Source organism: Falsiroseomonas sp. HW251, assembly GCF_050563545.1.
Classification (GTDB): Bacteria; Pseudomonadota; Alphaproteobacteria; order Acetobacterales; family Acetobacteraceae; genus Falsiroseomonas.
This window is the reverse complement of record NZ_JBNXUM010000032.1, coordinates 1-19672: the sequence shown is the minus strand read 5'-3', so window position 1 is coordinate 19672 and position 19672 is coordinate 1. Positions and strand designations below refer to the sequence as shown.

The window sequence follows — 19672 nt, the reverse complement described above, 5'->3', positions numbered from 1 at the left end:
GCCCGGTGCCGGTGCGGCGAGCCAAGCGAAGCGCCGGCGCCTGAGGGCGACATGCGACAGCATGTCTCGGCACGCGCATGAGCGGCAACAAGGACTCCACGCTGTTCGGCGAGATGCGGCGGATGGTCCGCACGTCGGGTGCGGTCGGCGGCATCGCCGCGCGCGTGGCGGGCGAGCGCTTCCTCGGCATCAAGGCCGACAAGAACGCGCATGCCGAGAGCCTCAAGCAGGTGCTCGGCGGGCTGAAGGGCCCGCTGATGAAGGTGGCGCAGTTCCTCGCCACCGTCCCCGAAGCCCTGCCCGATGAATACGCGCAGGAACTCGCCACGCTGCAGTCGAACGCGCCGCCCATGGGCTGGGCCTTCGTGCGCCGGCGCATGCAGTCCGAGCTCGGCCCGGCCTGGCAGCAGCGCTTCGCGACCTTCGGCCAGGAAGCCGCCGCGGCCGCGTCGCTCGGCCAGGTGCATCGCGCGACGCTGCCCGACGGGCGCGATGTCGCGTGCAAGCTGCAGTATCCCGACATGCCGAGCGTGGTCGAAGCGGACCTGCGCCAGCTCAAGATCGCGTTGCAGCTCTACCGCCGCATGGACAACACCCTCGACAACGAGGAGGCCTACACCGAGCTCGCCACCCGACTGCGCGAGGAGCTGGACTACACGCGCGAGGCCTCTCACATGCGGCTCTACGGCGCGATGCTGAAGGACACGCCCGGCGTGCGCGTGCCCGAAGCGATCTCGGAACTCACCACGAAGCGCCTGCTGACGATGAGCTGGCTCGAGGGGCGGCCGATCCTCCGCCGGCTCGAGGAAGACCCGCCGCAGGAGGAGCGCGTCGCCTACGCCAAGGCGCTGTTCCGCGCGTGGTACGTGCCGTTCTACCGCTACGGTGTCATTCATGGCGACCCGCATCTCGGCAACTACCAGGTGCGCGCCGACGACGATCCGGATGTGCGCTTCGGCGTGAACCTCTTCGACTTCGGCGTCATCCGCATCTTCCCGCCGAGCTTCGTCAGCGGCGTCGTCATGCTGTACGAGGCGGTGCGCGACCACGACATCGACAAGGCCGCCGAGGCCTACCGGATCTGGGGTTTCAAGAACCTCAGCAAGGAAACGATGGAGGTCCTGAACGTCTGGGCGAAGTTCCTCTACGAGCCGCTGGTCGAGGACAAGGTCCGCACCATCACGCCGCTCGACGATCCGCAATACGGCCGGCGCATCGCGATGCAGGTGCATGAGGGGCTGAAGCGGACGGGCGGGGTGAAGATTCCGCGCGAATTCCCGCTGATGGATCGCGCCGCGATCGGGCTGGGTTCTGTGTTCTATCGCCTGCGCGCCGAGGCCAACTGGCACCGCATGTTCATGGAGTTGGTGCACGACTTCGCCGAGGCCGACGTCGCGGCGCGGCAGAACGCGGCGCTGGAGGCGGCGGGGGTGCCGACCGCGCCTTGATCGGCAAACTGCCGTCCATCGCTGCATTATGGCGTGGATCCCTACTTGGGGGGCGCGATCCCTGGACGGCCAAGGCCGGGAATTGTGCCGAGCTCGTGAACGCCAGGCCCAGTGCAGACTGACGCGTCGGTGCGGGCAACACAGACTTCCCCCGCCGATTCGCGTCCGGCGAAGCAGGCGAGAGGTCGGAAGCCCGGCAGATCCGCAAGCGCTTCCGGACCGGCCAATGCAAAGTTGGCTGCGGTTCCGACCTCGCCCAGCGCCCGCTGGCTTCGTGCCCAGTAGAACGGCACGCCGCGCCCAATCCATGAATTGCCGCCGGTCAGGAACCATGGCGTGCGATCGCCGTACAACACGAGTCCGCAAAGGTCGCTATGCCGGCGCAACTCGGCAGTGGCGAGCAGGAAATTCGTATTCTGCGTCCAGTGTGGCCGAGCGCCAGCGCTGGCGGCGGTTGCACCGCAGACTAAGATCCAGAGCGCGGTCGCATGCCTGACCAATTCGGTGGTACCGAGGCGGCCAGGCCGAAGACTCTCGCCTAGCCAACGCGCGAGACGCAGTGTGCCGAGACCGGCCACGATCAGCATTGGCGGCAAAGCCGGATAAATGTACGTGGCCTCCTTGGCAGCTAGTAGTGAGTGCGACAGCAGCACGACCGTCGCGGTCAAGGCCGGCAGCGGCGCCAGCGCTGCGCCGCGCAGGAAAAGCAGCAGCACGATTACGAAGCTCGCCCCCCAGTCGAGAAGGAGCTTCGCCACGTACCAGTACGGCGGAAGGACGCCGAACTCGTCGAATCTGCCGTCGACGAATGTGCGGTAGTGAAGCAGGACGGACTGGAAGACGATGCCTCCGCGGAGCGCATCGGTCGCGCCGAGCGCGACGACCGGCAAAAGCCCGCCGGCGACCGCTGGCAGCCAGCGCTCCCGCCACTCGGCCCGGCACGCCCACGCAGCGACGACAGCCGCGCCGGGCGTTGCCTGAAAACGAACGGTAACGACCAAGCCCAGCAATAGCCCGATAAGCGCGAAACGCCAGGGACGCGGTGCCGCTCCGGGCTCGACTGGTCGCGCCCAAGCGGCGGCGAAGCCCAAGGCCACCGTCAGAAGGTTCCCCGACTGCACCTCGGTCAGCGTCTTCGGCCCGAGCCAGACCAAGTCTGGCCAGAAGGCCACGATGGACCCGCAGAGGATCGCCCCGGCCGCGCGTTCCCGTTGCCAGCCGAACCACATCGCTACGATGACGGCGCCGACGGAGAGCAGCGAAAGGGTCGCTGCAATGAGCGCCAAGTATGCGCCGGGCCCCAGGCCGAGCCACTCCGAAACAGCCAGCAGCCCGGCAAGGAAGCCCGGGAAGATCGCAGGGCGCACGCCTTCGCGCCATTCCCAGGTCGTGATTCCCTCCCCAAACCAGAATCGAAAGGCCGGCTCCAGGGTCTGGAAGATTTCGTCGGGGCGTGCCGTCGTCGGCAACAGAACGGCGAGGCCCCATCGCAGCAGGAACGCGAGAACGACCAATCCGCCGGCAGCGAGCCAGAAGCGCGTGCTCGGCATGAGGCCGCGGTGGAGCAACGTCCCGCTCAACCCGCCACCAGCTGCGCCGCGATCCGCTCCACCGGCGCCGCCGCGTAGTCCCGCCGCATCGCCTCCACATCCGTCCAGCGCGCCTCGGGCCGGAAGCGGCGCGCGGTCCATGACAGGCGCACCTCCGCCGTCGCGAACGGCCAGGGCGAGACGGTCATGATCCCGTCGCCCTCCTCCAGCTTCAGCGGCACCTCCCCGCCACCCGCAAGCGGCGCCATGCCCGACCAGCCCAGCGTCGCGATGCCGCCGCAGGCCGCCAGGCTCAACGCGTCCGTCACCGCAACCAGCGCCGCGGCTGTCTCCATCTGCGCCTCGGTAATTCCCAGCGCCGCCATCAGCTGCGCCCGCAGCGCAGCCTGTTCCGTCTGGTAGGCCTCCGCCGCATCGGCATCCGCCGCGCTGACGCGATGCCGGTCCTGGTAGGCGCCGTAGATCCGCGTGCCGTGCCGGCTGACCAGCAGCCCGACCCAGGGGCCCCAACTCGCGATCGCGCGTCGCACCCCCTCGGCCCACATCGGCGCATGCGACGCGGCGCCGACCTGGCGGAACTGCGTCGGACGCCCGGTCGCCGCATCGAGCGTCGGCGCGGCCTCCCACCCCATCCAGGCTATGTCGTGCTGGGCGCAGGCGGTCGCGATCTCCTCAAAGGGGTCGGGCAGGGCGAAGCCCTTCGCCCCCCAGGCCCGGATCATCTGGCCCGAGACCAGGGCGTGCATGGGCTGGCTCACCGCCAGCCAGGAGCCATCGGGCAGGTCGCGGAACAGCATGGCGGGTCTCCCTCCGTCATCCGAAGATGGCGGATCGGGGGCACCTTCGTCATCCCTCGTTCCGGCCACCGTCGGCGCGACGCCTTGCCAGACCGCCCCGGGCCGGTCATATCGCGCCCCTCAGCCTCAACCGGGGGGTCTTCAGCAATGCGGGTAGCTGTCCTGCGCGAGCGGCGCGCGGCCGAGACGAGGGTCGCGGCAACGCCCGAGACGGTGAAGAAGCTCATCGCCCTGGGCTGCACGGTAGCCGTCGAGGCCGGGGCCGGCATGGCGTCGGGCATCCCCGACGCGCTCTACGGCGAAGCCGGCGCCGAGATCGCCGCCGACCCCGCCGCGGCGCTGGCCGGGGCCGGGATCGTGCTGGCGGTCCGCGCGCCCGAGGCCGCCGAACTCGCCCTCATTCCTCGCGGCGCGCTGCTGATCGGCACGCTGCAGGCCGACGCGGAGGCCGCGAAGGCCTACGCCGCGGCCGGGATCGACGCCTGCGCGATGGAAATGCTGCCCCGGATCACCCGCGCGCAGTCCATGGACGTGCTGTCCTCGCAGGCGAACCTGGCGGGCTACCGCGCGGTGATCGAGGCGGCCGACGCCTTCGACCGCGGCTTCCCCATGCTGATGACCGCGGCCGGCACCATCCCCGCCGCCAACGTCTTCATCATGGGCGCGGGCGTCGCCGGCCTGCAGGCCATCGCGACCGCGCGGCGTCTCGGCGGCCGGGTCAGCGCCACCGACGTCCGGCCCGCGGCGAAGGAGGAGATCAAGTCCCTCGGCGCCAGCTTCGTCGGCTACGAGGATGAGGAGAGCAAGGCCGCCCAGACCGCCGGCGGCTACGCGAAGCAGCTCTCGGCCGAGTTCTACGCCAGGCAGGCCGAGGTGGTCGCCGCCCATATCGCCAAGCAGGACATCGTGGTGACCACGGCCCTCGTGCAGGGCCGCAAGGCGCCGACCCTGGTGACGGAAGCCATGGTGAAGTCCATGAAGCCCGGCAGCGTGATCGTGGACATCGCATCCGATGCCGGCGGCAACGTGGCGCTGACGAAGCCGGGCGAGGCCGTGACGACAGAGAACGGCGTGAGGATCCTCGGCCATTCCAATTGGCCCGGCCGCATCGCCGGCGCGTCCTCGGCCCTTTACGCGCGCAACCTGCTGACCTTCCTGACCACCTTCTGGGACAAGGAGGGCAAGAAGCCCGCCCTGAAGGAAGACGACGAGATCGTGAAGGGCGTCGCGCTGACCCGCGCGGGCGCCGTGGTCCACCCCTCGCTGGCTGCCGCCTGAGGAGCACGCCGACATGTCGACCCCACAGCAGATCGCCAACGAGGCCGCGTCGCTTGCCGACCGCGCGGCGATGCTCGCCGAGCAGGCGCGCCAATTGGCGGAGCAGGCGGCACCCGTCGCCGCCGCGGCCGAGCCCTTCCTCTACCTCCTCACCATCTTCCTGATGGCCTGCTTCGTCGGATACTACGTGGTGTGGGGCGTCACGCCTGCGCTGCATTCGCCGCTGATGGGCCTGACCAACGCCATCTCCTCCGTCATCGTGGTCGGCGCGATCCTGGCGACAGGGCTTTCGGACAGCTACGCCGCGAAGTTCTTCGGCTTCCTCGCGGTCACGCTGGCCGCGGTGAACATCTTCGGCGGCTTCATGGTGACGCGCCGAATGCTCGCCATGTTCAAGAAGAAGGGGAGCTGAGCCGATGGCGACCACGCTCTCGACGCTCGCCTACCTCGTCGCGTCGGTTCTCTTCATCCTCGCCCTGCGCGGCCTGAGCCACCCCGAGACCAGCCGGCAGGGCAACCTGTTCGGCATGATCGGCATGGCGATCGCCATTGCCGCGACGCTGCTCAAGCCCGGCATGCATGTCGGCGGCATCGCGCTGGTGGTCGTGGGCCTGGCGATCGGCGGCACCATCGGCACGGTCGTCGCGCAGCGCATCCAGATGACGGCGCTGCCGCAGCTCGTCGCGGCCTTCCACAGCCTGGTCGGCATGGCCGCCGTCTTCGTCGCCGCCGCCGCCTTCTACGCGCCGGAGAGCTTCGGCATCGGCACGCCTGGCCATATCCACACGCAGTCTCTCGTGGAAATGTCGCTCGGCCTGGCGATCGGCGCCATCACCTTCTCGGGCTCGGTCATCGCCTTCCTGAAGCTCGCGGGGCGCATGTCCGGCGCGCCGATCATCTTCAACGGCCAGCACATGCTGAACGCGGCGCTGGGCGCGCTGCTGCTGATCCTGATCATCTCCTTCGTCGCGACGGGCAGCCCGATCCTGTTCTGGCTCATCGCGATCCTGTCCTTCGCACTGGGCTTCCTGCTGATCATCCCGATCGGCGGCGCGGACATGCCGGTCGTGGTGTCCATGCTGAACAGCTATTCCGGCTGGGCGGCGGCGGGCATCGGCTTCACCATCGGCAACCTGCTGCTGATCGTGACCGGCGCGCTCGTCGGCGCCTCGGGCGCGATCCTGTCCTACATCATGTGCAAGGGCATGAACCGCTCGATCATCAACGTCCTTCTCGGCGGCTTCGGCAGCGAGGGCGGCACGGCCGCGGCGGCCGCCGGCGCCGGCGACCGCGCGCCGGTGAAGGCCGGCAGCCCGGAGGACGCGGCCTACATCATGAAGAATGCGCAGAAGATCATCGTCGTGCCTGGCTACGGCATGGCCGTCGCCCAGGCCCAGCAGGTGGTGCGCGAGATGGCCGACCTGCTGAAGAAGGAAGGGGCGGAGGTCTCCTACGCCATCCACCCCGTGGCGGGGCGCATGCCCGGCCACATGAACGTCCTGCTGGCCGAGGCGAACGTCCCCTACGACGAGGTCCACGAGCTCGAGGAGATCAACCCCGAATTCGCGGAAGCGGACGTCGCCTACGTGATCGGCGCGAACGACGTGACCAACCCCGCTGCGAAGACCGACAAGTCCTCGGCCATCTACGGCATGCCGATCCTCGACGTGGAGAAGGCCAAGACGGTGTTCTTCGTGAAGCGCGGCATGGCGTCCGGCTATGCCGGCGTGGAGAACGAGCTGTTCTTCCGCCCGAACACGATGATGCTGTTCGGCGACGCGAAGAAGGTGACGCAGGAGATCGTCCAGGCGCTGCAGCGGTAGCGCCCGCCTCTCCGCGCGAGGACAGGCGGGGCTCGCCGGGCGAGACGCCCGTCGCGGCGAACCGAAACACGTGAAACCCGCCGCGACATACCCCCGTCACGAAACCCTGGCACTACCCCGGGCGTGGAGATCGCCATGCGCCCTGTCCTGTATCTCGCCTTCGCCTGGATCCTGGCCCTGACCGTCGCCAGCGCCTACGCGCTGAGTTGAGCGCTCGATCCCGTCACGTTCCGCGAGTTGGTGGTCGCGTCCGTCAGGGTGCGTCCGCTGTTTCGCGACGTCCGTCCTCGCCGCGGTCCTCGTTCAGCCGCCAGATTTCCTCGCTCAGCAGGCCGGCGAAGCCGATCCAGGCGAGGTAGGGCAGGGCGAGCACCGCCGCCGGCCCATCCACCCGCCGCGCGGCATCGGCCAGCGCCGCGGCATTCACCACCGTCGCGCCGGCCTCGACAGCCATCGCCGCGCGGTTGCGCCGCTGGAACCCCAGCCAGAGCCAGAGCGTGTTCAGCGCCTGCGCGCCGAACCAATGCGCCAGCGCCCGGCTGCGCGCGGCGCTCGGCTTCGCGCGCCAGAGCCGCCAGCCCGCGGCCGCGAGCGCCGCCCAGAGCGGGCCCCAGACCGCGAAGGCAGCGTCCGGCGGCGTGAAGGACGGCTTCTCCAGCCGCCTGTAGTAGCCATAGGTGCGGGGATGGATCGGCGCCGGCGACCAGCGTGCCGAGAGTGCGGCGGAGGCCACGAGCGCCCCGCCCAGCAGCACCGCCCCCAGCAGGGGATCCGCGCGACGCCCCATCGTTCTCTCCGTCGATTGCCGTGCCGGAACACCGAGGATCGGCCTCGGTTGCGCGCCGCCTGGCGTGACCGCGCCGCCTCAGGCCGCCCCCGCCGCCGAGCGGAGGTCGTGCCGCGCGAACCATTCGACGAAGGTCTCCGCCTCGATCCCGAGCGCCGCGTTGTCGGCGCCGTGCGCCAGCGCGTCCGGCGCCTGATCCAGGTGGCGGTAGAGCGCCGCGATGTCGTCGCCGGCCGGCGCGCCGAAGCTCGCGTTCAGCCCCTCCGCGAGCAGCGCGAGATCGAGCGGCGCGTAGCCCACGGGCTTGCCGAGCGCCTTGCCGAGCAGCGCGGCGACCTCCGGGCCGGTCAGCGCCTCGGGACCGGCGATGTCGAAGCCGCGGCCGGCCGCCTCGGCGCGCGTCGCCGCCTGCACCGCCGCCTCACCCAGGCTGCGGTGCGAGATCCAGCCGATCCGGATGTCCGGCGCCATCGGATAGGCGAAGACGCCCTGCTCGCGCGCGCCGCCGATCGCCCAGGGCTGCAGCAGATTGTCCATGTAGACGGTCGGCCGCAGCACCGCCGCGGGCACCGGCCCGGCCAGAGCCATCGCTTCCAGCGCGCGCAGCGACTCCGACACCGGCTTGCGCAGCCCGGGCAGCGGGCGCGAGGCCAGGTTGAGCACCACGCGGCCGACGCCGGCGCGACCCGCCGCGAGCAGCAGCGAGGCGAACCAGGCCTCCCGCACGGTGCGGCGATAATCGATGGGCGCCGTGACGACGAGCGCCGCGGCGCCGGCGAGCGCGGCATCCAGCGCCGCCGTATCGCCCTCCGGCACCGCGACGGGCGCGATGCCGGGCGCGGCCAGCGCCACGCCGCGCGCTGCATCGCGGGTCAGCGCGCGCACGCGCCAGCCGGCGGCAAGGAAGGCCCGCGCGATGGCGGCGCCCTGCGCGCCGGAGACGCCGGTGACGGCGGCGACGGGTGTGGTGGAGTCCATGGGCCGGATCCTTTCATCGCTGGTCCGGCCGCCCATCTAGTCGGGCGTCACCGCCGCCGACAGAAGGCAGTTTCATGGAACCCGGTATCCTCGCCGACACCACCGCGCGTCCCTTCCGTCGCCGCGCGCCGCTGCCGCAGGACTGCCCGAGCCCCGAGGATTGCCCGGTGCAGGTGACGCTCGATGTCATTGGCGGGCGCTGGAAGCCGCTGGCGCTCTATCACCTCCATGGCGGCATGCGGCGCTTCAACGAGCTCCGCCGGCTGATGCCCGGCGTCACCCAGCGCATGCTCACGGCCACGCTGCGCGAGCTGGAACGCGACGGCATCCTGCACCGCCAGGTCTTCCCCGAGGTGCCGCCGCGCGTCGAATACCGCTTGACCGAGCGCGGCCGCAGCCTGCGTCCGGTGCTGGAGGCGATGGCGCATTGGGGCGCGCAGCAGGCCGGCCCTGGTCCAGCCGCCGCGGCTCCGCGCTGAGCAAGCCCGCGAAGCCGATCCAGGCGGCGCGGAGACGGCCATCGGGCCGGCCGTCGGATTCGCGGCCCTGCCCGGCGGCGCGCGGAGGAAGAGCGCAGGTCTGATCGCTCCGCCCGCTCTTCTCCTCCCCCGCTGTTGCGGGCGAGGCCGGGAGGGGGGCCGCGCACGCCTGCAAAACGCGAAAAGGGCGCCGGCCCGTGGCCCGCACCCTGTCCGCGTTCATCGTTCCGGTAAGTCTATCGCCGGCCGGTTACCCCGCCAGCGACCCGGGGTTCAGAACCCCTCGCGCTCCAGGCGCTTGCGCTCCACCTTGCGGGCCCGGCGCACGGCCTCCGCGGCCTCGCGGGCGCGGCGCTCGGACGGCTTCTCGTAGTGACGGCGGAGCTTCATTTCACGGAACACGCCCTCGCGCTGGAGCTTCTTCTTCAGCGCCTTCAGGGCCTGGTCGATGTTGTTGTCGCGGACGACGACCTGCACGCGGCTCAACCTCCTTGGGTTGGGGTTCGGGTTAGAGGTACGCAAAAAGCGGGGTGCGGCTCCGGGCTCGCCCGGTGCCCCCCCGATACAGAGGCGGAGCGTCTAGCATGCCTTCACGGTCGCGGGGAAGGCCTCGCGAACGGGCCCGGAGGCATTACGTTAGGGCCGGACGCGTCCCGGACCCCCGCCATGGCCCTCCTGAAGATCGCCCGCATGGGCCACCCCGTCCTGTTGCAGAAGGCCGAGCGGGTGGAGGACCCGACCGCGCCGGAAATCCGCCGCCTGGTCGCCGACATGGCGGAGACCATGGAGGACGCCCAGGGAATCGGCCTCGCCGCGCCCCAGGTCCATGTCCCGCTGCGGCTCTTCGTCTGGCGCGGCGGGGCGGGAAACGCGATCGCGCTGATCAACCCCGAGCTCGAGCCCGTGGGCGACGCCACCGAGAACGGGTGGGAAGGGTGCCTGTCGATCCCCGGCCTCAGGGGCTGCGTGCCGCGATTCTCCCGCATCCGCTTCCGCGGCCAGGACATCGAGGGACGGCCTGTCGAGGGCGAGGCGGCGGGGCTTTCGGCCCGCGTCCTGCAGCACGAGAACGACCATCTGGACGGGGTCATGTATCTCATGCGCATGACGGACCTGTCGCTGCTCGGCTTCACCGACGAGATCGCCAGGGCCGCGGTGGCCGCGCGCAACGAGGAGAAGGCCCAGGGGACGGCGGCATGATCGAACGCAGCGAGGAACGCGACCAGGCGATCCGCGCGGCGCGGCCGCATGTGGCGGCGCTGGGCTGGACGAAGGCGGCGCTGGCGGCGGGGCTGCGCGACCTCGGCCTCGATCCTCTCGAGCAGGAGTGGCTGTTCCCGCGCGGTCCGGTCGAGGCGGTGGAGGCCTGGTGCGACCTGGCCGACCGCGAGATGGAGGAGGCGGCGCGCGGCGAGGACCTGCTGGACCTTCGCCTGCCCGAACGCATCCGGAGGGTGATCGCGATCCGCCTGGCGATGAACGGGCCGTGGAAGGAAGCGGTGCGCCGGGCGCTCGCCCTGCAGTCCCTGCCCTGGAACCTGCCTTCCGCGCTGCGAACCGTGGCGCGGACGGCCGATGCCATGTGGGCGGCCGCCGGCGACACCTCGGCGGATCTGTCGTGGTACACGCGGCGCGGGATCCTGGCCGGGATCTACGGCGCGACGCTGGCCTTCTGGATGCAGGACGACGAGCCCGGCTTCCCCGCCACGCTGGCCTTCCTGGACCGGCGGCTAGCGGACCTCGCGAGGCTGCAGGGCCCGCGGAGGAAGGCGGCCTGACGCGTCGCAATATTTGATGTGGCTTGCGCTGGCGCCGCGCCCGGTCCAGGCGGTAGTGACGCAGCGACGCCACGGGCCGGGGGGCCTCGATTCGCAGGGCCGGCGAGGGTTGCCGGCCGTGGTGGCGACAGACAGGGGAGTTTCCGACGATGGCCCAGGCCACCCGCCGCAAGACCGGCTTCCGCGTGATGCTCGGCGCCGTTGCCGCCATGACCGCCGGCCCGGCCTTTGCCCAGGCCTGCCTGCAGCCCGCCGAGCAGCAGGGCTTCCACGTCCGCGCGCTGCAGAGCCAGCTGATGGTCGCGGCACTCGCCTGCGGCAAGCAGGACGACTACAACGCCTTCGTCCGCAAGTTCCAGCCGCAGCTCGCCAGCTCCTACAACAGCATCCAGGGCCATTACCGCCGGACCATGGGCGCGGGCGCCGGCCAGCGCGAGCTCGACCAGTACATCACCCAGCTCGCCAACGCGCAGTCGCAGGACGGTATCCGCGCCGGCTCGCATTACTGCCCGCTGGTCACGCCGCTCTTCACGATGGCCCTGGCGCAGACCGACGTGACGGGCCTCGCGAATTTCGCGGTCGAGCGGAACCTCGTGAACCCGATTGCGGCCAATGAGTGCTCGGGCGCCGCCCCGGCCACCCGCACCGCCGCCGCGACGCGCTCCTCCGCGCGTCGCTGACCGCGGTGGAATGACCGGCCGGGCCGAACGAGGCTAGAGCGCGACAGCGGCATGAAGCGGTTCTGGGACAAGGCGGACGTCGCCGAGACCGAGGGCCGCTTCTCCGTTACCCTCGACGGCCGCCCGGTCCGACTGCCGGGCGGGGCGCCGGTGCAGATGGAAAGCCGCGCGCTGGCCCAGGCGATCGCCGCGGAATGGCAGGCAGCGGGCGGGAGCAAGGGGCAGGAATTCCGTCCCGACGACATCCCGCTGACCCGCCTCGTCGGCACCGCGCGGGAACGCATCGCGCCCGACCCGGCGGCCACGGTCGCGGCGCTGGCGCGCTATGCCGAGACCGACCTGCTCTGCTACCGCGCCGAGGACCGCCGCCTGGCAGAGCGCCAGGCCGCGGAATGGGACCCCATCCTGGACTGGGCGGCGCTGACGCTCGATGCGCCGCTGCGCACGACCCAGGGCGTCATGCCAGTGGCCCAGCCGCCACAGGCGCTCTCGGCGCTGACGCGCGCGCTGGAGGCGCTGCCGGCGGTGGAACTTGCGGCGCTCGGCGTCGCCGTCCCGGCGCTGGGCTCCCTGGTGCTGGGCCTGGCGCTGGCGGCCGGGAGGCTGGGGCCCGGGGAAGCGCATGCCCTGGCCACGGTGGACGAGCGCTTCCAGGAGGAATTCTGGGGCCTCGATCCGGAAGCCGAGGCCCGCCGTGCCCGCATTGCCGCGGACATCGCGCTGGCGGCCCGGCTGATCACCCTGGCGCGCTCCTGATGGCCGCCCGCCTGCTCCGGATCGAGGGGCGGGTGCAGGGCGTGGGCTACCGCGACTGGATGCTGGAGGAGGCGACGCGGCTCGGCCTGCATGGCTGGGTCCGCAACCGCGCCGACGGCAGCGTGCAGGCGCTGGTGGCGGGGGAGGAGGGCGCGGTCCAGGCCCTGCTCATCGCCGCCCGCCGCGGTCCGGTGCTGGCGCGGGTGGACCGGATCGAGGAAGCGCTGGCCGAGGAACCCGCCGAGCCGGGCTTCCGCCGGCTGTCGACGCGCTGACCTTATCCCGCCCGCCCGCCGATTTTTCTTGTTCCGTCAACCATCCTGCCCTATTTGAAAACGGTCAGCGGGAGGCTTCCCGCCGCGCCCGGGCGCGTGAGCGGGTCCAGATGGGATCCGGACCGGACGCCAGAACGGCGCTGAAGCGCCACTTCCGACACCTCCAGGTGCTGCCCCCTTACGCGGGCCGCTCCGCACCCACCGACCGCGCCGGGAACCCCGTCGCGCGGCGGCATGAGCGGATTCTGTTTCTTGTCCTTCGACACCCTCGGCCTCGACGGCCGCATCCTCCAGGCCCTGACCGAGGAGGGCTACACAACCCCCACCCCCATTCAGGCCCAGTCCGTCCCCGCCGCGCTCGCCGCGCGCGACATTCTCGGCATCGCCCAGACCGGCACCGGCAAGACCGCCGCCTTCGGCCTGCCCCTGCTCCACCGCCTGGCGAATGCCGGCGGCCGCCCGCCCCGCGGCGGCTGCCGCGCGCTGATCCTCTCGCCGACGCGTGAGCTCGCCAGCCAGATCGCCGATAGCCTGAAGGCCTATGGCCGCCACCTCGGCCTGTCCGTGAGCGTGATCTTCGGCGGCGTCGGCTACGGGCCGCAGCGCCAGGCCCTCTCGCGCGGCATCGACATCCTCGTCGCCACGCCCGGCCGGCTGCAGGACCACCTCGACCAGGGCACGGCGCGGCTCGACCGGGTCGAAGCGCTGGTCCTCGATGAGGCCGACCAGATGCTGGACAAGGGCTTCTGGCCCGCGATCCGCCGCATCCTGCCGGTTCTGCCGAAGGAGCGTCACACGATGTTCTTCTCGGCCACCATGCCGGCAGAGGTCGCCAAGCTCTCCGCCGAGATCCTGAAGGACCCGCTGCGCGTGGAGGTGACGCCGGTCGCCACCACCGCCGAGAAGGTCGAGCAGAAGCTCATCTTCGTCGAGCAGGGCCGCAAGCGCGGTGTGCTGGCGGAACTGCTGCGCGCCGAAGGTGTCGGCCGCGCGCTCGTCTTCGCCCGCACCAAGCACGGCGCGGACAAGGTCGTGAAGAACCTCGCCGCCGACGGCATCCAGGCCAATGCGATCCACGGCAACAAGGGCCAGTCCCAGCGCGAGCGCGCGCTGGCGGAGTTCCGCAACGGCCGCGCGCCGGTGCTCGTCGCCACCGACATCGCCGCCCGCGGCATCGACGTGGACAACGTCACGCATGTCATCCAGCACGACATGCCCGACACGCCCGAGGCCTATGTGCACCGCATCGGCCGCACCGCGCGCGCCGGCGCCAGCGGCATCGCCATCGCGCTCTGCGCGCCGGATGAGCGGGAGAAGCTCTGGCAGGTCGAGAAGCTGATCCGCCAGGAGATCCCGCGCGAGGACCGGCGGCTCGATGTCGGCACGCCGATGCACCGCACGACGGGAAGGCCGGAGGCGATCAAGCCGGCTCGCGGCCAGCCGCAGCGCCGCCCGCAGCAGCAGGGCCGTCCGCAGCCTCATGCGCCGCGGCGCGACGGCAACCGCCCGCAAGGCGCGGCGTCGCCGCACAAGCCGCAGCAGCCGCGTGGCGTTGCCTCGTCCGCGCCGCGCGGCGGAGACGCGCCGATCCGCCGCCCGTCCCAGCCCGCGCAGGCCGAGCGCCATGCGGGTCCGGAGCGGAAGGACCGCGCGTGGCGCGACGCCGACTTCCGCGACGGCGGCACCGCACCCGCCTTCCTCCGGCGCCGCTGATGCCTCGGCGGACGGTCACGCCGACGGCGTGATCGTCCCCCGGCATTCCCCGAAGCCGATGCTCGCGCGGCCGGGCCGTGACGCTCGGGCGGTCATGACGATCTCGTCGCCATCCTCCAGGAAGCGCCGCGTCTCGCCGCTCGCCAGCGCGATTGCCTCCCTACCTCCCTTGGTGATCTCCAGCAGCGATCCCGGCGCCGCTTCGGTCGAGATCGTGCCGGTCCCCAGCAGGTCGCCCGCGCGCAGGTTGCAGCCGCCGCAGGCGTGATGGGCGACGAGCTGCGCCGGCGTCCAGTAGAGCGCCCCGGCATGGCCCGCCGAGAGCCGGTGCGGCGGCAGGCCCTTTTCCCGCAGGCCGGGCGTGACCAGGAACACCTCGAGCGCGAGATCGAGCGCGCCATGAGCCTGGTCGTGCCGGTCCCAGAGATACTCCATCGGCTTCGGATCGCCCTCCGGTCGCGCGGCCTGCGCCGCGCGGAAGGGCGCGAGCGCCTGCGGCGTGACGATCCACGGGCTGATCGTGGTGCAGAAGCTCTTCGCGAGGAACGGGCCGAGCGGCTGGTATTCCCAGCCCTGGATGTCGCGCGCGGACCAGTCGTTCAGCAGGCAGTAGCCCGCGATGTGCTGATCGGCCTCGGCGATCGGGATCGGCTCGCCGAGGTCGTTGCCGCCGCCGATCCAGATGCCGAGCTCGAGCTCGTAGTCGAGGTTGCGCGACGGGCCGAAGCTCGGCGCCGGGTCGGTCGCCGGCTTGCGCTGGCCCTTCGGGCGCCGCACCGGCGTGCCGGACGAGACGACCGAGCTCGCGCGGCCGTGGTAGCCGATCGGCACATACTTGTAGTTCGGCAGCAGCGGATTGTCCGGCCGCATCAGCTTGCCGACATTGGTCGCGTGCTGGATGCCGGCGTAGAAATCGGTGTAGTCGCCGATGCGCATCGGCACGTAGAGTGTGCAGTCATTCGCGGGAACGAGCGCCGCCCCGACCTCGGCGCGGTGCGAGGATCCGTCCTGCAACAGCGCGAAGACCTCGCGGCGCAGCGCGTTGCGGATCTCCGGCCCTTCCGACAGGAAATCGGCCCAGCCTTCGAGGAAGCGCGCGGCGTCCACGGCTTCCGCCACCTCGTCCTCCAGCAGGCGCTGATCCAGCAGGGCCTCGAGATCGAGGATCATGTCGCCGATGGCGATACCCATGCCGGGGCCTTCGTCCTCGTTCCGCTCGAACAGGCCGAGCGCGAGGTTCTGGATCGGGAAATCCGGGTGACCGTTCGCGCTGGCGACGAAGCTGCGCGCCTTGGGGTCATGGGTGTGGTCGAGCATCGGCCTTCCTCCTGCGCGGGAATGCTAGCCCGGTTGGCCGCCGCTTGCCCAACCATCCCGCCCGCGCCAGTGTCAGGGCAACAGGAAGGAACGCCATGAGCCTGCGCGGAAAAGCCTGCATCGCCGGCGCCTATGAGCACCCCACCCGCAAGGCGCCGGACAAGTCGGTCGCGCAACTTCATGCCGAGGTCGCCTTCGGCGCCCTGCAGGATGCGGGTCTGACGGTGGACGACGTGGACGGCTATTTCTGCGCGGGCGACGCGCCGGGGATGGGGCCACTCGCGATCGTGGAATATCTCGGGCTCAACAGGCTGCGGCACGTGGACAGCACCGACATCGGCGGCAGCAGCTACGTCGCCCATGTCGCGCATGCCGCCGCCGCGATCGCGACCGGCCGCTGCAACGTCGCGCTGATCACGCTGGCCGGCCGGCCGCGCAGCGAAGGCCAGGCCACGGGCACGGGCTCGCGGCCGCAGGACCCCAACATCCCCGACGACCAGTTCGAGATCCCGATGGGCCGCACCGTCGCGGGTGCCTATGCCATGTGCGCGATGCGCCACATGCATGAATTCGGGACGACGTCGGAGCAGCTCGCCTGGATCAAGGTCGCGGCGTCGCACCACGCGCAGCACAACCCGCATGCGATGCTGCCCAAGGTCGTGACCGTGCAGGACGTCGTGGAGAGCCCGCTGGTCGCCGACCCGCTGCATCGCCTGGATTGCTGCGTCATCAGCGACGGCGGCGGCGCGCTGGTCGTCACGCGGCCCGAGATCGCGCGCAGCCTGAAGCGCCCCGTCGTCACCGTGCGCGGCACCGGCGAGGCGCTGAAGAACCATGCCGGTGGCTACAACGACCTGACCTTCTCCGGTGCCCGCTTCTCCGGCGCCCGCGCCTTCGCGGAAGCCGGCGTCACGCCGGCCGACATCAAATACGCCAGCATCTACGACAGCTTCACCATCACCGTGCTGATCCAGATCGAGGACCTCGGATTCTGCGCCAAGGGCGAGGGCGGGAAGTTCGTGGCGGATGGCAACCTCATCAGCGGCGTCGGGAAGCTTCCCTTCAACACCGATGGCGGCGGCCTCTGTTCCAACCATCCCGCCAATCGCGGCGGCATGACCAAGGTGATCGAGGCGGTGCGCCAGCTGCGCGGCGAAGCGCATCCCGCGGTGCAGGTGAAGGGCTGCGACCTTGCGGTTGCGCATGGCACGGGGGGCCTGCTCGGCCACCGGCACGGCAGCGCGACGCTGATCCTGGAAAGGAGCTGACGTCATGTCGGACCGCACGATCCGGGCCCCGATCCCCGACCCCACGACGCAGCCCTTCTGGGATGCGGCGCGCGAGGGGCGATTCCTGATCGGATTGTGCCGCGACACCGGCCGGCACTTCTTCCCGCCGCGCGGCGTCTCGCCCTTCACGCTCTCGCCCAACGTCGAACTGGTCGAGGCAAGCGGGCAGGGCGTGGTCTACAGCTACACCGTGATGCGCACGAAGCAGCCCTACATCCCGGCGATGGTCGAGGTGGCGGAAGGGCCGCGGGTCTTCACCAACCTGGTGGACGTGGCGCCGGAGGCGGTGCGCATCGGGATGACCGTGACGGTGGCCTGGACGCCGACGGATGGCGGGCCGCCGGTGCCGATGTTCCGGCCTGCGTGATTCCGCTGGACGCGGCGGTGTCGCCGGCTTATCTTAGGAATGATGTCCTTGGCCCTCACGGGCCAGGGCAATGGTCTTTGAGTCCGTGAATCCGCAGATGGCCCGGAATGGCGCCTTTGTCCGAAGCGCGACCCGGTTTGAGGACTAAAATCGTGTTAAAAGCCTAAAATCCTGTAGCGCCCTTCAGTTGAACAAGGACGAGACGCTGCTCTCCTCGCTGATGCGCTTCATCGCCTCGGCGATCAGCGGCGCGATGGTCAGCTGCTTGATGTTGCGGCTGACGCGCACCGCTTCCGTCGCCAGGATCGAATCGGTCACCACCATGGTCTCGATCGGCGCCGCGCCGACACGCGCCACCGCGCCGCCGGAGAAGACGCCATGCGTGACGTAGACGCTGGCGGATTTCGCGCCGTGCTTCAGCAGCGCCTCCGCCGCGTTGCAGAGTGTCCCGCCGCTGTCGACGATGTCGTCCACCAGGATGCAGTGCCGGCCCTCCACCTCGCCGATGACGTTCATCACCTCGCTGACGCCCGCGCGCGGGCGGCGCTTGTCGATGATGGCGAGGTCGGAATGGATGCGCGCGGCGATCGCGCGGGCGCGGACCACGCCGCCGACGTCGGGGCTGACCACCATCAGGTCGCGGCCGGCGAAGCGTTCCGTGATGTCGCGCGCGAAGAGCGGTGCGGCGAAAAGGTTGTCCACGGGGATGTCGAAGAAGCCCTGGATCTGCGCGGCATGCAGATCCATCGTGAGGACGCGGTTCGCACCCGCCGCCGTGATCAGGTTCGCCACCAGCTTCGCGCTGATCGGCGTGCGCGGGCCCGATTTGCGGTCCTGCCTGGCGTAGCCGAAATAGGGGATCACCGCCGTGATGCGCCGCGCGCTGCCGCGCTTCAGCGCGTCCAGCATGATCAGCAGCTCCATTAGGTTGTCGTTGGCGGGGTAGCTCGTGGACTGCACGACGAAGACGTCCTCGCCGCGGACGTTCTCGTGGATCTCGACGAAGACCTCCATGTCGGCGAAGCGCCGCACGCTCGCCTGGGTCAGCGGGATGCCGAGCGCCGCGGCCACCGCCTCGGCAAGCGGGCGGTTGCTGTTGCAGGCGATGATCTTCATGCGGCGCCCCCAGGGGGAGAGGGAGGAAAACTCGGGCGGACCGATAGCAACGTGACGGGAGAGTGTCCATCGCGTGGCCATGAGAGCGACGCGGCCGGGATCCCCGCTCAGGCCGGCGGGCGGAGTGGCTGGCGCGCGCGACCCGAGGCAGGGGCGGAAGCGGGTTGCGCCGCGGGCGGCGACTCGGGCGCGGCCTCCGCCGCGGCGGGCGGCTGGGCCGGGCGGGCCTGCTGCTCGCCGAACCCGCCGGCATTGGCGATGACGTCGCGCACGCCGCCCGAGGCCTCCTGCGCCACCACCAGCGCGATGTCGCCCCAGAGCCCGCTCAGCGTCCCAACGGGCACCACGTTGAGTTGCAGCACGCGGCCGAGGTCGTAGCCGTCGCGGCGCGAGACCGTCCAGATGATCTCGACGCGCTGCTGGCCGCCGCCGATGTCCACCACCGCGACATTGCCCTGCACCGCGAATTGCGAGCTCTCGGCGGTTTCCTGCACCCTGAAGCCGATGCGGGCGAGCTGCTCGGCCATGCGGGCGGTCAGGCTCTGGTTGCCGTCGCCGGGGGCGCCGCGGACGGCGGTCAGGCGCACGGCCGGCGGGTTGGCGCCGACCGCGTTCTCGTCGCCGGTGCGCCGCCGCGCATCGGCGCGCGCGACCAGGCCGGCGATGGCGGGCGCCGCCAGGGTGGCGGCGGTGCGATGGATCTCGGCCCCGCCATCCACCCAGTCCCGCGCGGGGACCGGGCGCCCCGTGTAGTCACCGAGCGCCGTGCCGTCGGCGTCGCGCACGACGTAGCGCGGCGTGACGTTGCGGCCCTCGCGCTGCGCAACGACCTCGACGGTCCAGTCCAGCGGGAAGCGCTCGCCGCTGACCGCCGGCACCTCCTGCGCGACGAGCGCGTCGGCGAGCGACTTCGCGTAGTTCTCGGCGTCGTTCTCGGTCAGCAGCGCCTGGGTGGGCGCCGGAACCGCCAGGCGGTAGGCGGGCGGTCTGGCGAGCCGCGCCGCCATGCCGCCGGGCTGGCCTCGGAAGGGCTGCGGGAGGTCTCCGCAGGCAGCAAGGCCGAGCAGGCCGAGGAGCGCGGTGCGTCGCGTGGCCCGGGGGGCAAGCCCGCTCCCCCCCAAGGGGGGAGAGGGGTGGGTGAGGGGGGCGTGCAGCGTCGGGAACGCGTTCGTCACCGGGCGCGGGGGGGGGGGGGGGGGGGGGGGGGGGGGGGGGGGGGGGGGGGGGGGGGGGGGGGGGGG

Annotated in this window: 21 protein-coding genes; 13 read left to right on the top strand and 8 right to left on the bottom strand. The window is 71.3% G+C overall.

Annotated elements, in window-relative coordinates; all coding sequences use genetic code 11:
• Positions 1–77 precede the first annotated feature (77 nt).
• Complete coding sequence (locus ACLF3M_RS28350; protein ID WP_430660369.1) at positions 78–1448, top strand: ABC1 kinase family protein; 1371 nt, start codon at positions 78–80, stop codon at positions 1446–1448.
• A 41-nt stretch (positions 1449–1489) separates the two neighbouring features.
• Here ACLF3M_RS28350 and ACLF3M_RS28345 read toward each other — a convergent pair whose 3' ends face one another.
• Together ACLF3M_RS28345 and ACLF3M_RS28340 are read right to left on the bottom strand one after the other, a co-directional pair.
• Complete coding sequence (locus ACLF3M_RS28345) at positions 1490–2998, bottom strand: hypothetical protein (RefSeq protein ID WP_430660368.1); 1509 nt, start codon at positions 2996–2998, stop codon at positions 1490–1492.
• Between the two features lie 26 nt (positions 2999–3024).
• On the bottom strand, positions 3025–3795 hold the full coding sequence (locus ACLF3M_RS28340) for a DUF3891 family protein (protein WP_430660367.1): 771 nt from the start codon (positions 3793–3795) through the stop codon (positions 3025–3027).
• Between the two features lie 147 nt (positions 3796–3942).
• Here ACLF3M_RS28340 and ACLF3M_RS28335 point away from each other — a divergent pair, with 147 nt between their 5' ends.
• Genes ACLF3M_RS28335 through ACLF3M_RS28325 form a run of 3 tightly spaced genes read left to right on the top strand, consistent with a single transcriptional unit; the run spans position 3943 to position 6896 of the window.
• Positions 3943–5073 (top strand): Re/Si-specific NAD(P)(+) transhydrogenase subunit alpha, encoded by a 1131-nt coding sequence (locus tag ACLF3M_RS28335; protein WP_430660366.1) that lies wholly within the window; start codon positions 3943–3945, stop codon positions 5071–5073.
• Positions 5074–5086: 13 nt separating this feature from the next.
• Positions 5087–5485: an NAD(P) transhydrogenase subunit alpha gene (locus tag ACLF3M_RS28330; RefSeq protein WP_430660365.1), complete on the top strand. Its 399-nt coding sequence runs from the start codon at positions 5087–5089 to the stop codon at positions 5483–5485.
• 4 nt (positions 5486–5489) lie between these two features.
• Positions 5490–6896, top strand: a complete 1407-nt coding sequence (locus ACLF3M_RS28325) for an NAD(P)(+) transhydrogenase (Re/Si-specific) subunit beta (protein ID WP_430660364.1) — start codon at positions 5490–5492, stop codon at positions 6894–6896.
• 253 nt (positions 6897–7149) lie between these two features.
• Here ACLF3M_RS28325 and ACLF3M_RS28320 read toward each other — a convergent pair whose 3' ends face one another.
• The gene (locus tag ACLF3M_RS28320; RefSeq protein ID WP_430660363.1) at positions 7150–7683 is read right to left on the bottom strand and encodes a TspO/MBR family protein; all 534 of its coding nucleotides are present in this window, start codon (positions 7681–7683) and stop codon (positions 7150–7152) included.
• 78 nt (positions 7684–7761) lie between these two features.
• The gene (locus ACLF3M_RS28315; RefSeq protein WP_430660362.1) at positions 7762–8661 is read right to left on the bottom strand and encodes an NmrA family NAD(P)-binding protein; all 900 of its coding nucleotides are present in this window, start codon (positions 8659–8661) and stop codon (positions 7762–7764) included.
• A 74-nt stretch (positions 8662–8735) separates the two neighbouring features.
• Here ACLF3M_RS28315 and ACLF3M_RS28310 point away from each other — a divergent pair, with 74 nt between their 5' ends.
• Positions 8736–9140, top strand: a complete 405-nt coding sequence (locus ACLF3M_RS28310) for a winged helix-turn-helix transcriptional regulator (protein WP_430660361.1) — start codon at positions 8736–8738, stop codon at positions 9138–9140.
• A gap of 273 nt (positions 9141–9413) precedes the next feature.
• On the opposite strand, the gene rpsU is transcribed toward ACLF3M_RS28310, so the two are convergent.
• Positions 9414–9617 (bottom strand): 30S ribosomal protein S21, encoded by a 204-nt coding sequence (gene rpsU, locus ACLF3M_RS28305; protein WP_007006360.1) that lies wholly within the window; start codon positions 9615–9617, stop codon positions 9414–9416.
• Positions 9618–9806: 189 nt separating this feature from the next.
• On the opposite strand from rpsU, the gene def reads away from it, so the two are divergent.
• The 6 genes from def to ACLF3M_RS28275 all read left to right on the top strand — a co-directional run bounded on the left by def (position 9807) and on the right by ACLF3M_RS28275 (position 14342).
• Complete coding sequence (def, locus tag ACLF3M_RS28300) at positions 9807–10340, top strand: peptide deformylase (RefSeq protein WP_430660360.1); 534 nt, start codon at positions 9807–9809, stop codon at positions 10338–10340.
• Entirely contained in the window at positions 10337–10918 is a 582-nt protein-coding gene (locus ACLF3M_RS28295) for a COQ9 family protein (RefSeq protein WP_430660359.1), read from the top strand. Before def ends, ACLF3M_RS28295 begins: the two co-directional genes overlap by 4 nt.
• Positions 10919–11067: 149 nt before the next feature.
• On the top strand, positions 11068–11598 hold the full coding sequence (locus tag ACLF3M_RS28290; RefSeq protein WP_430660358.1) for a hypothetical protein: 531 nt from the start codon (positions 11068–11070) through the stop codon (positions 11596–11598).
• A gap of 51 nt (positions 11599–11649) precedes the next feature.
• Positions 11650–12354 (top strand): ATP12 family chaperone protein, encoded by a 705-nt coding sequence (locus tag ACLF3M_RS28285; RefSeq protein WP_430660357.1) that lies wholly within the window; start codon positions 11650–11652, stop codon positions 12352–12354.
• A complete protein-coding gene (locus ACLF3M_RS28280; RefSeq protein ID WP_430660356.1) occupies positions 12354–12629 on the top strand; it encodes an acylphosphatase in 276 nt (91 codons plus the stop codon). The genes ACLF3M_RS28285 and ACLF3M_RS28280 overlap by 1 nt, the downstream gene beginning before the upstream one ends.
• 252 nt (positions 12630–12881) lie before the next feature.
• The gene (locus tag ACLF3M_RS28275) at positions 12882–14342 is read left to right on the top strand and encodes a DEAD/DEAH box helicase (protein ID WP_430660355.1); all 1461 of its coding nucleotides are present in this window, start codon (positions 12882–12884) and stop codon (positions 14340–14342) included.
• A 15-nt stretch (positions 14343–14357) separates the two neighbouring features.
• Here the strand turns inward: ACLF3M_RS28275 and fahA are convergent, their stop codons facing one another.
• On the bottom strand, positions 14358–15659 hold the full coding sequence (gene fahA / locus ACLF3M_RS28270; RefSeq protein WP_430660354.1) for a fumarylacetoacetase: 1302 nt from the start codon (positions 15657–15659) through the stop codon (positions 14358–14360).
• Between the two features lie 95 nt (positions 15660–15754).
• On the opposite strand from fahA, the gene ACLF3M_RS28265 reads away from it, so the two are divergent.
• Both ACLF3M_RS28265 and ACLF3M_RS28260 read left to right on the top strand, forming a co-directional pair.
• A complete protein-coding gene (locus tag ACLF3M_RS28265) occupies positions 15755–16927 on the top strand; it encodes a thiolase domain-containing protein (RefSeq protein ID WP_430660353.1) in 1173 nt (390 codons plus the stop codon).
• A 4-nt stretch (positions 16928–16931) separates the two neighbouring features.
• Positions 16932–17315 (top strand): Zn-ribbon domain-containing OB-fold protein, encoded by a 384-nt coding sequence (locus ACLF3M_RS28260; RefSeq protein ID WP_430660352.1) that lies wholly within the window; start codon positions 16932–16934, stop codon positions 17313–17315.
• A 183-nt stretch (positions 17316–17498) separates the two neighbouring features.
• Here ACLF3M_RS28260 and ACLF3M_RS28255 read toward each other — a convergent pair whose 3' ends face one another.
• Both ACLF3M_RS28255 and ACLF3M_RS28250 read right to left on the bottom strand, forming a co-directional pair.
• Complete coding sequence (locus ACLF3M_RS28255) at positions 17499–18431, bottom strand: ribose-phosphate pyrophosphokinase (RefSeq protein WP_430660351.1); 933 nt, start codon at positions 18429–18431, stop codon at positions 17499–17501.
• A gap of 107 nt (positions 18432–18538) precedes the next feature.
• Positions 18539–19438 carry a hypothetical protein gene (locus tag ACLF3M_RS28250; protein ID WP_430660350.1) on the bottom strand — a complete coding sequence of 300 codons (900 nt, stop codon included), beginning with the start codon at positions 19436–19438 and terminating at the stop codon, positions 18539–18541.
• Positions 19439–19672 lie beyond the last annotated feature (234 nt).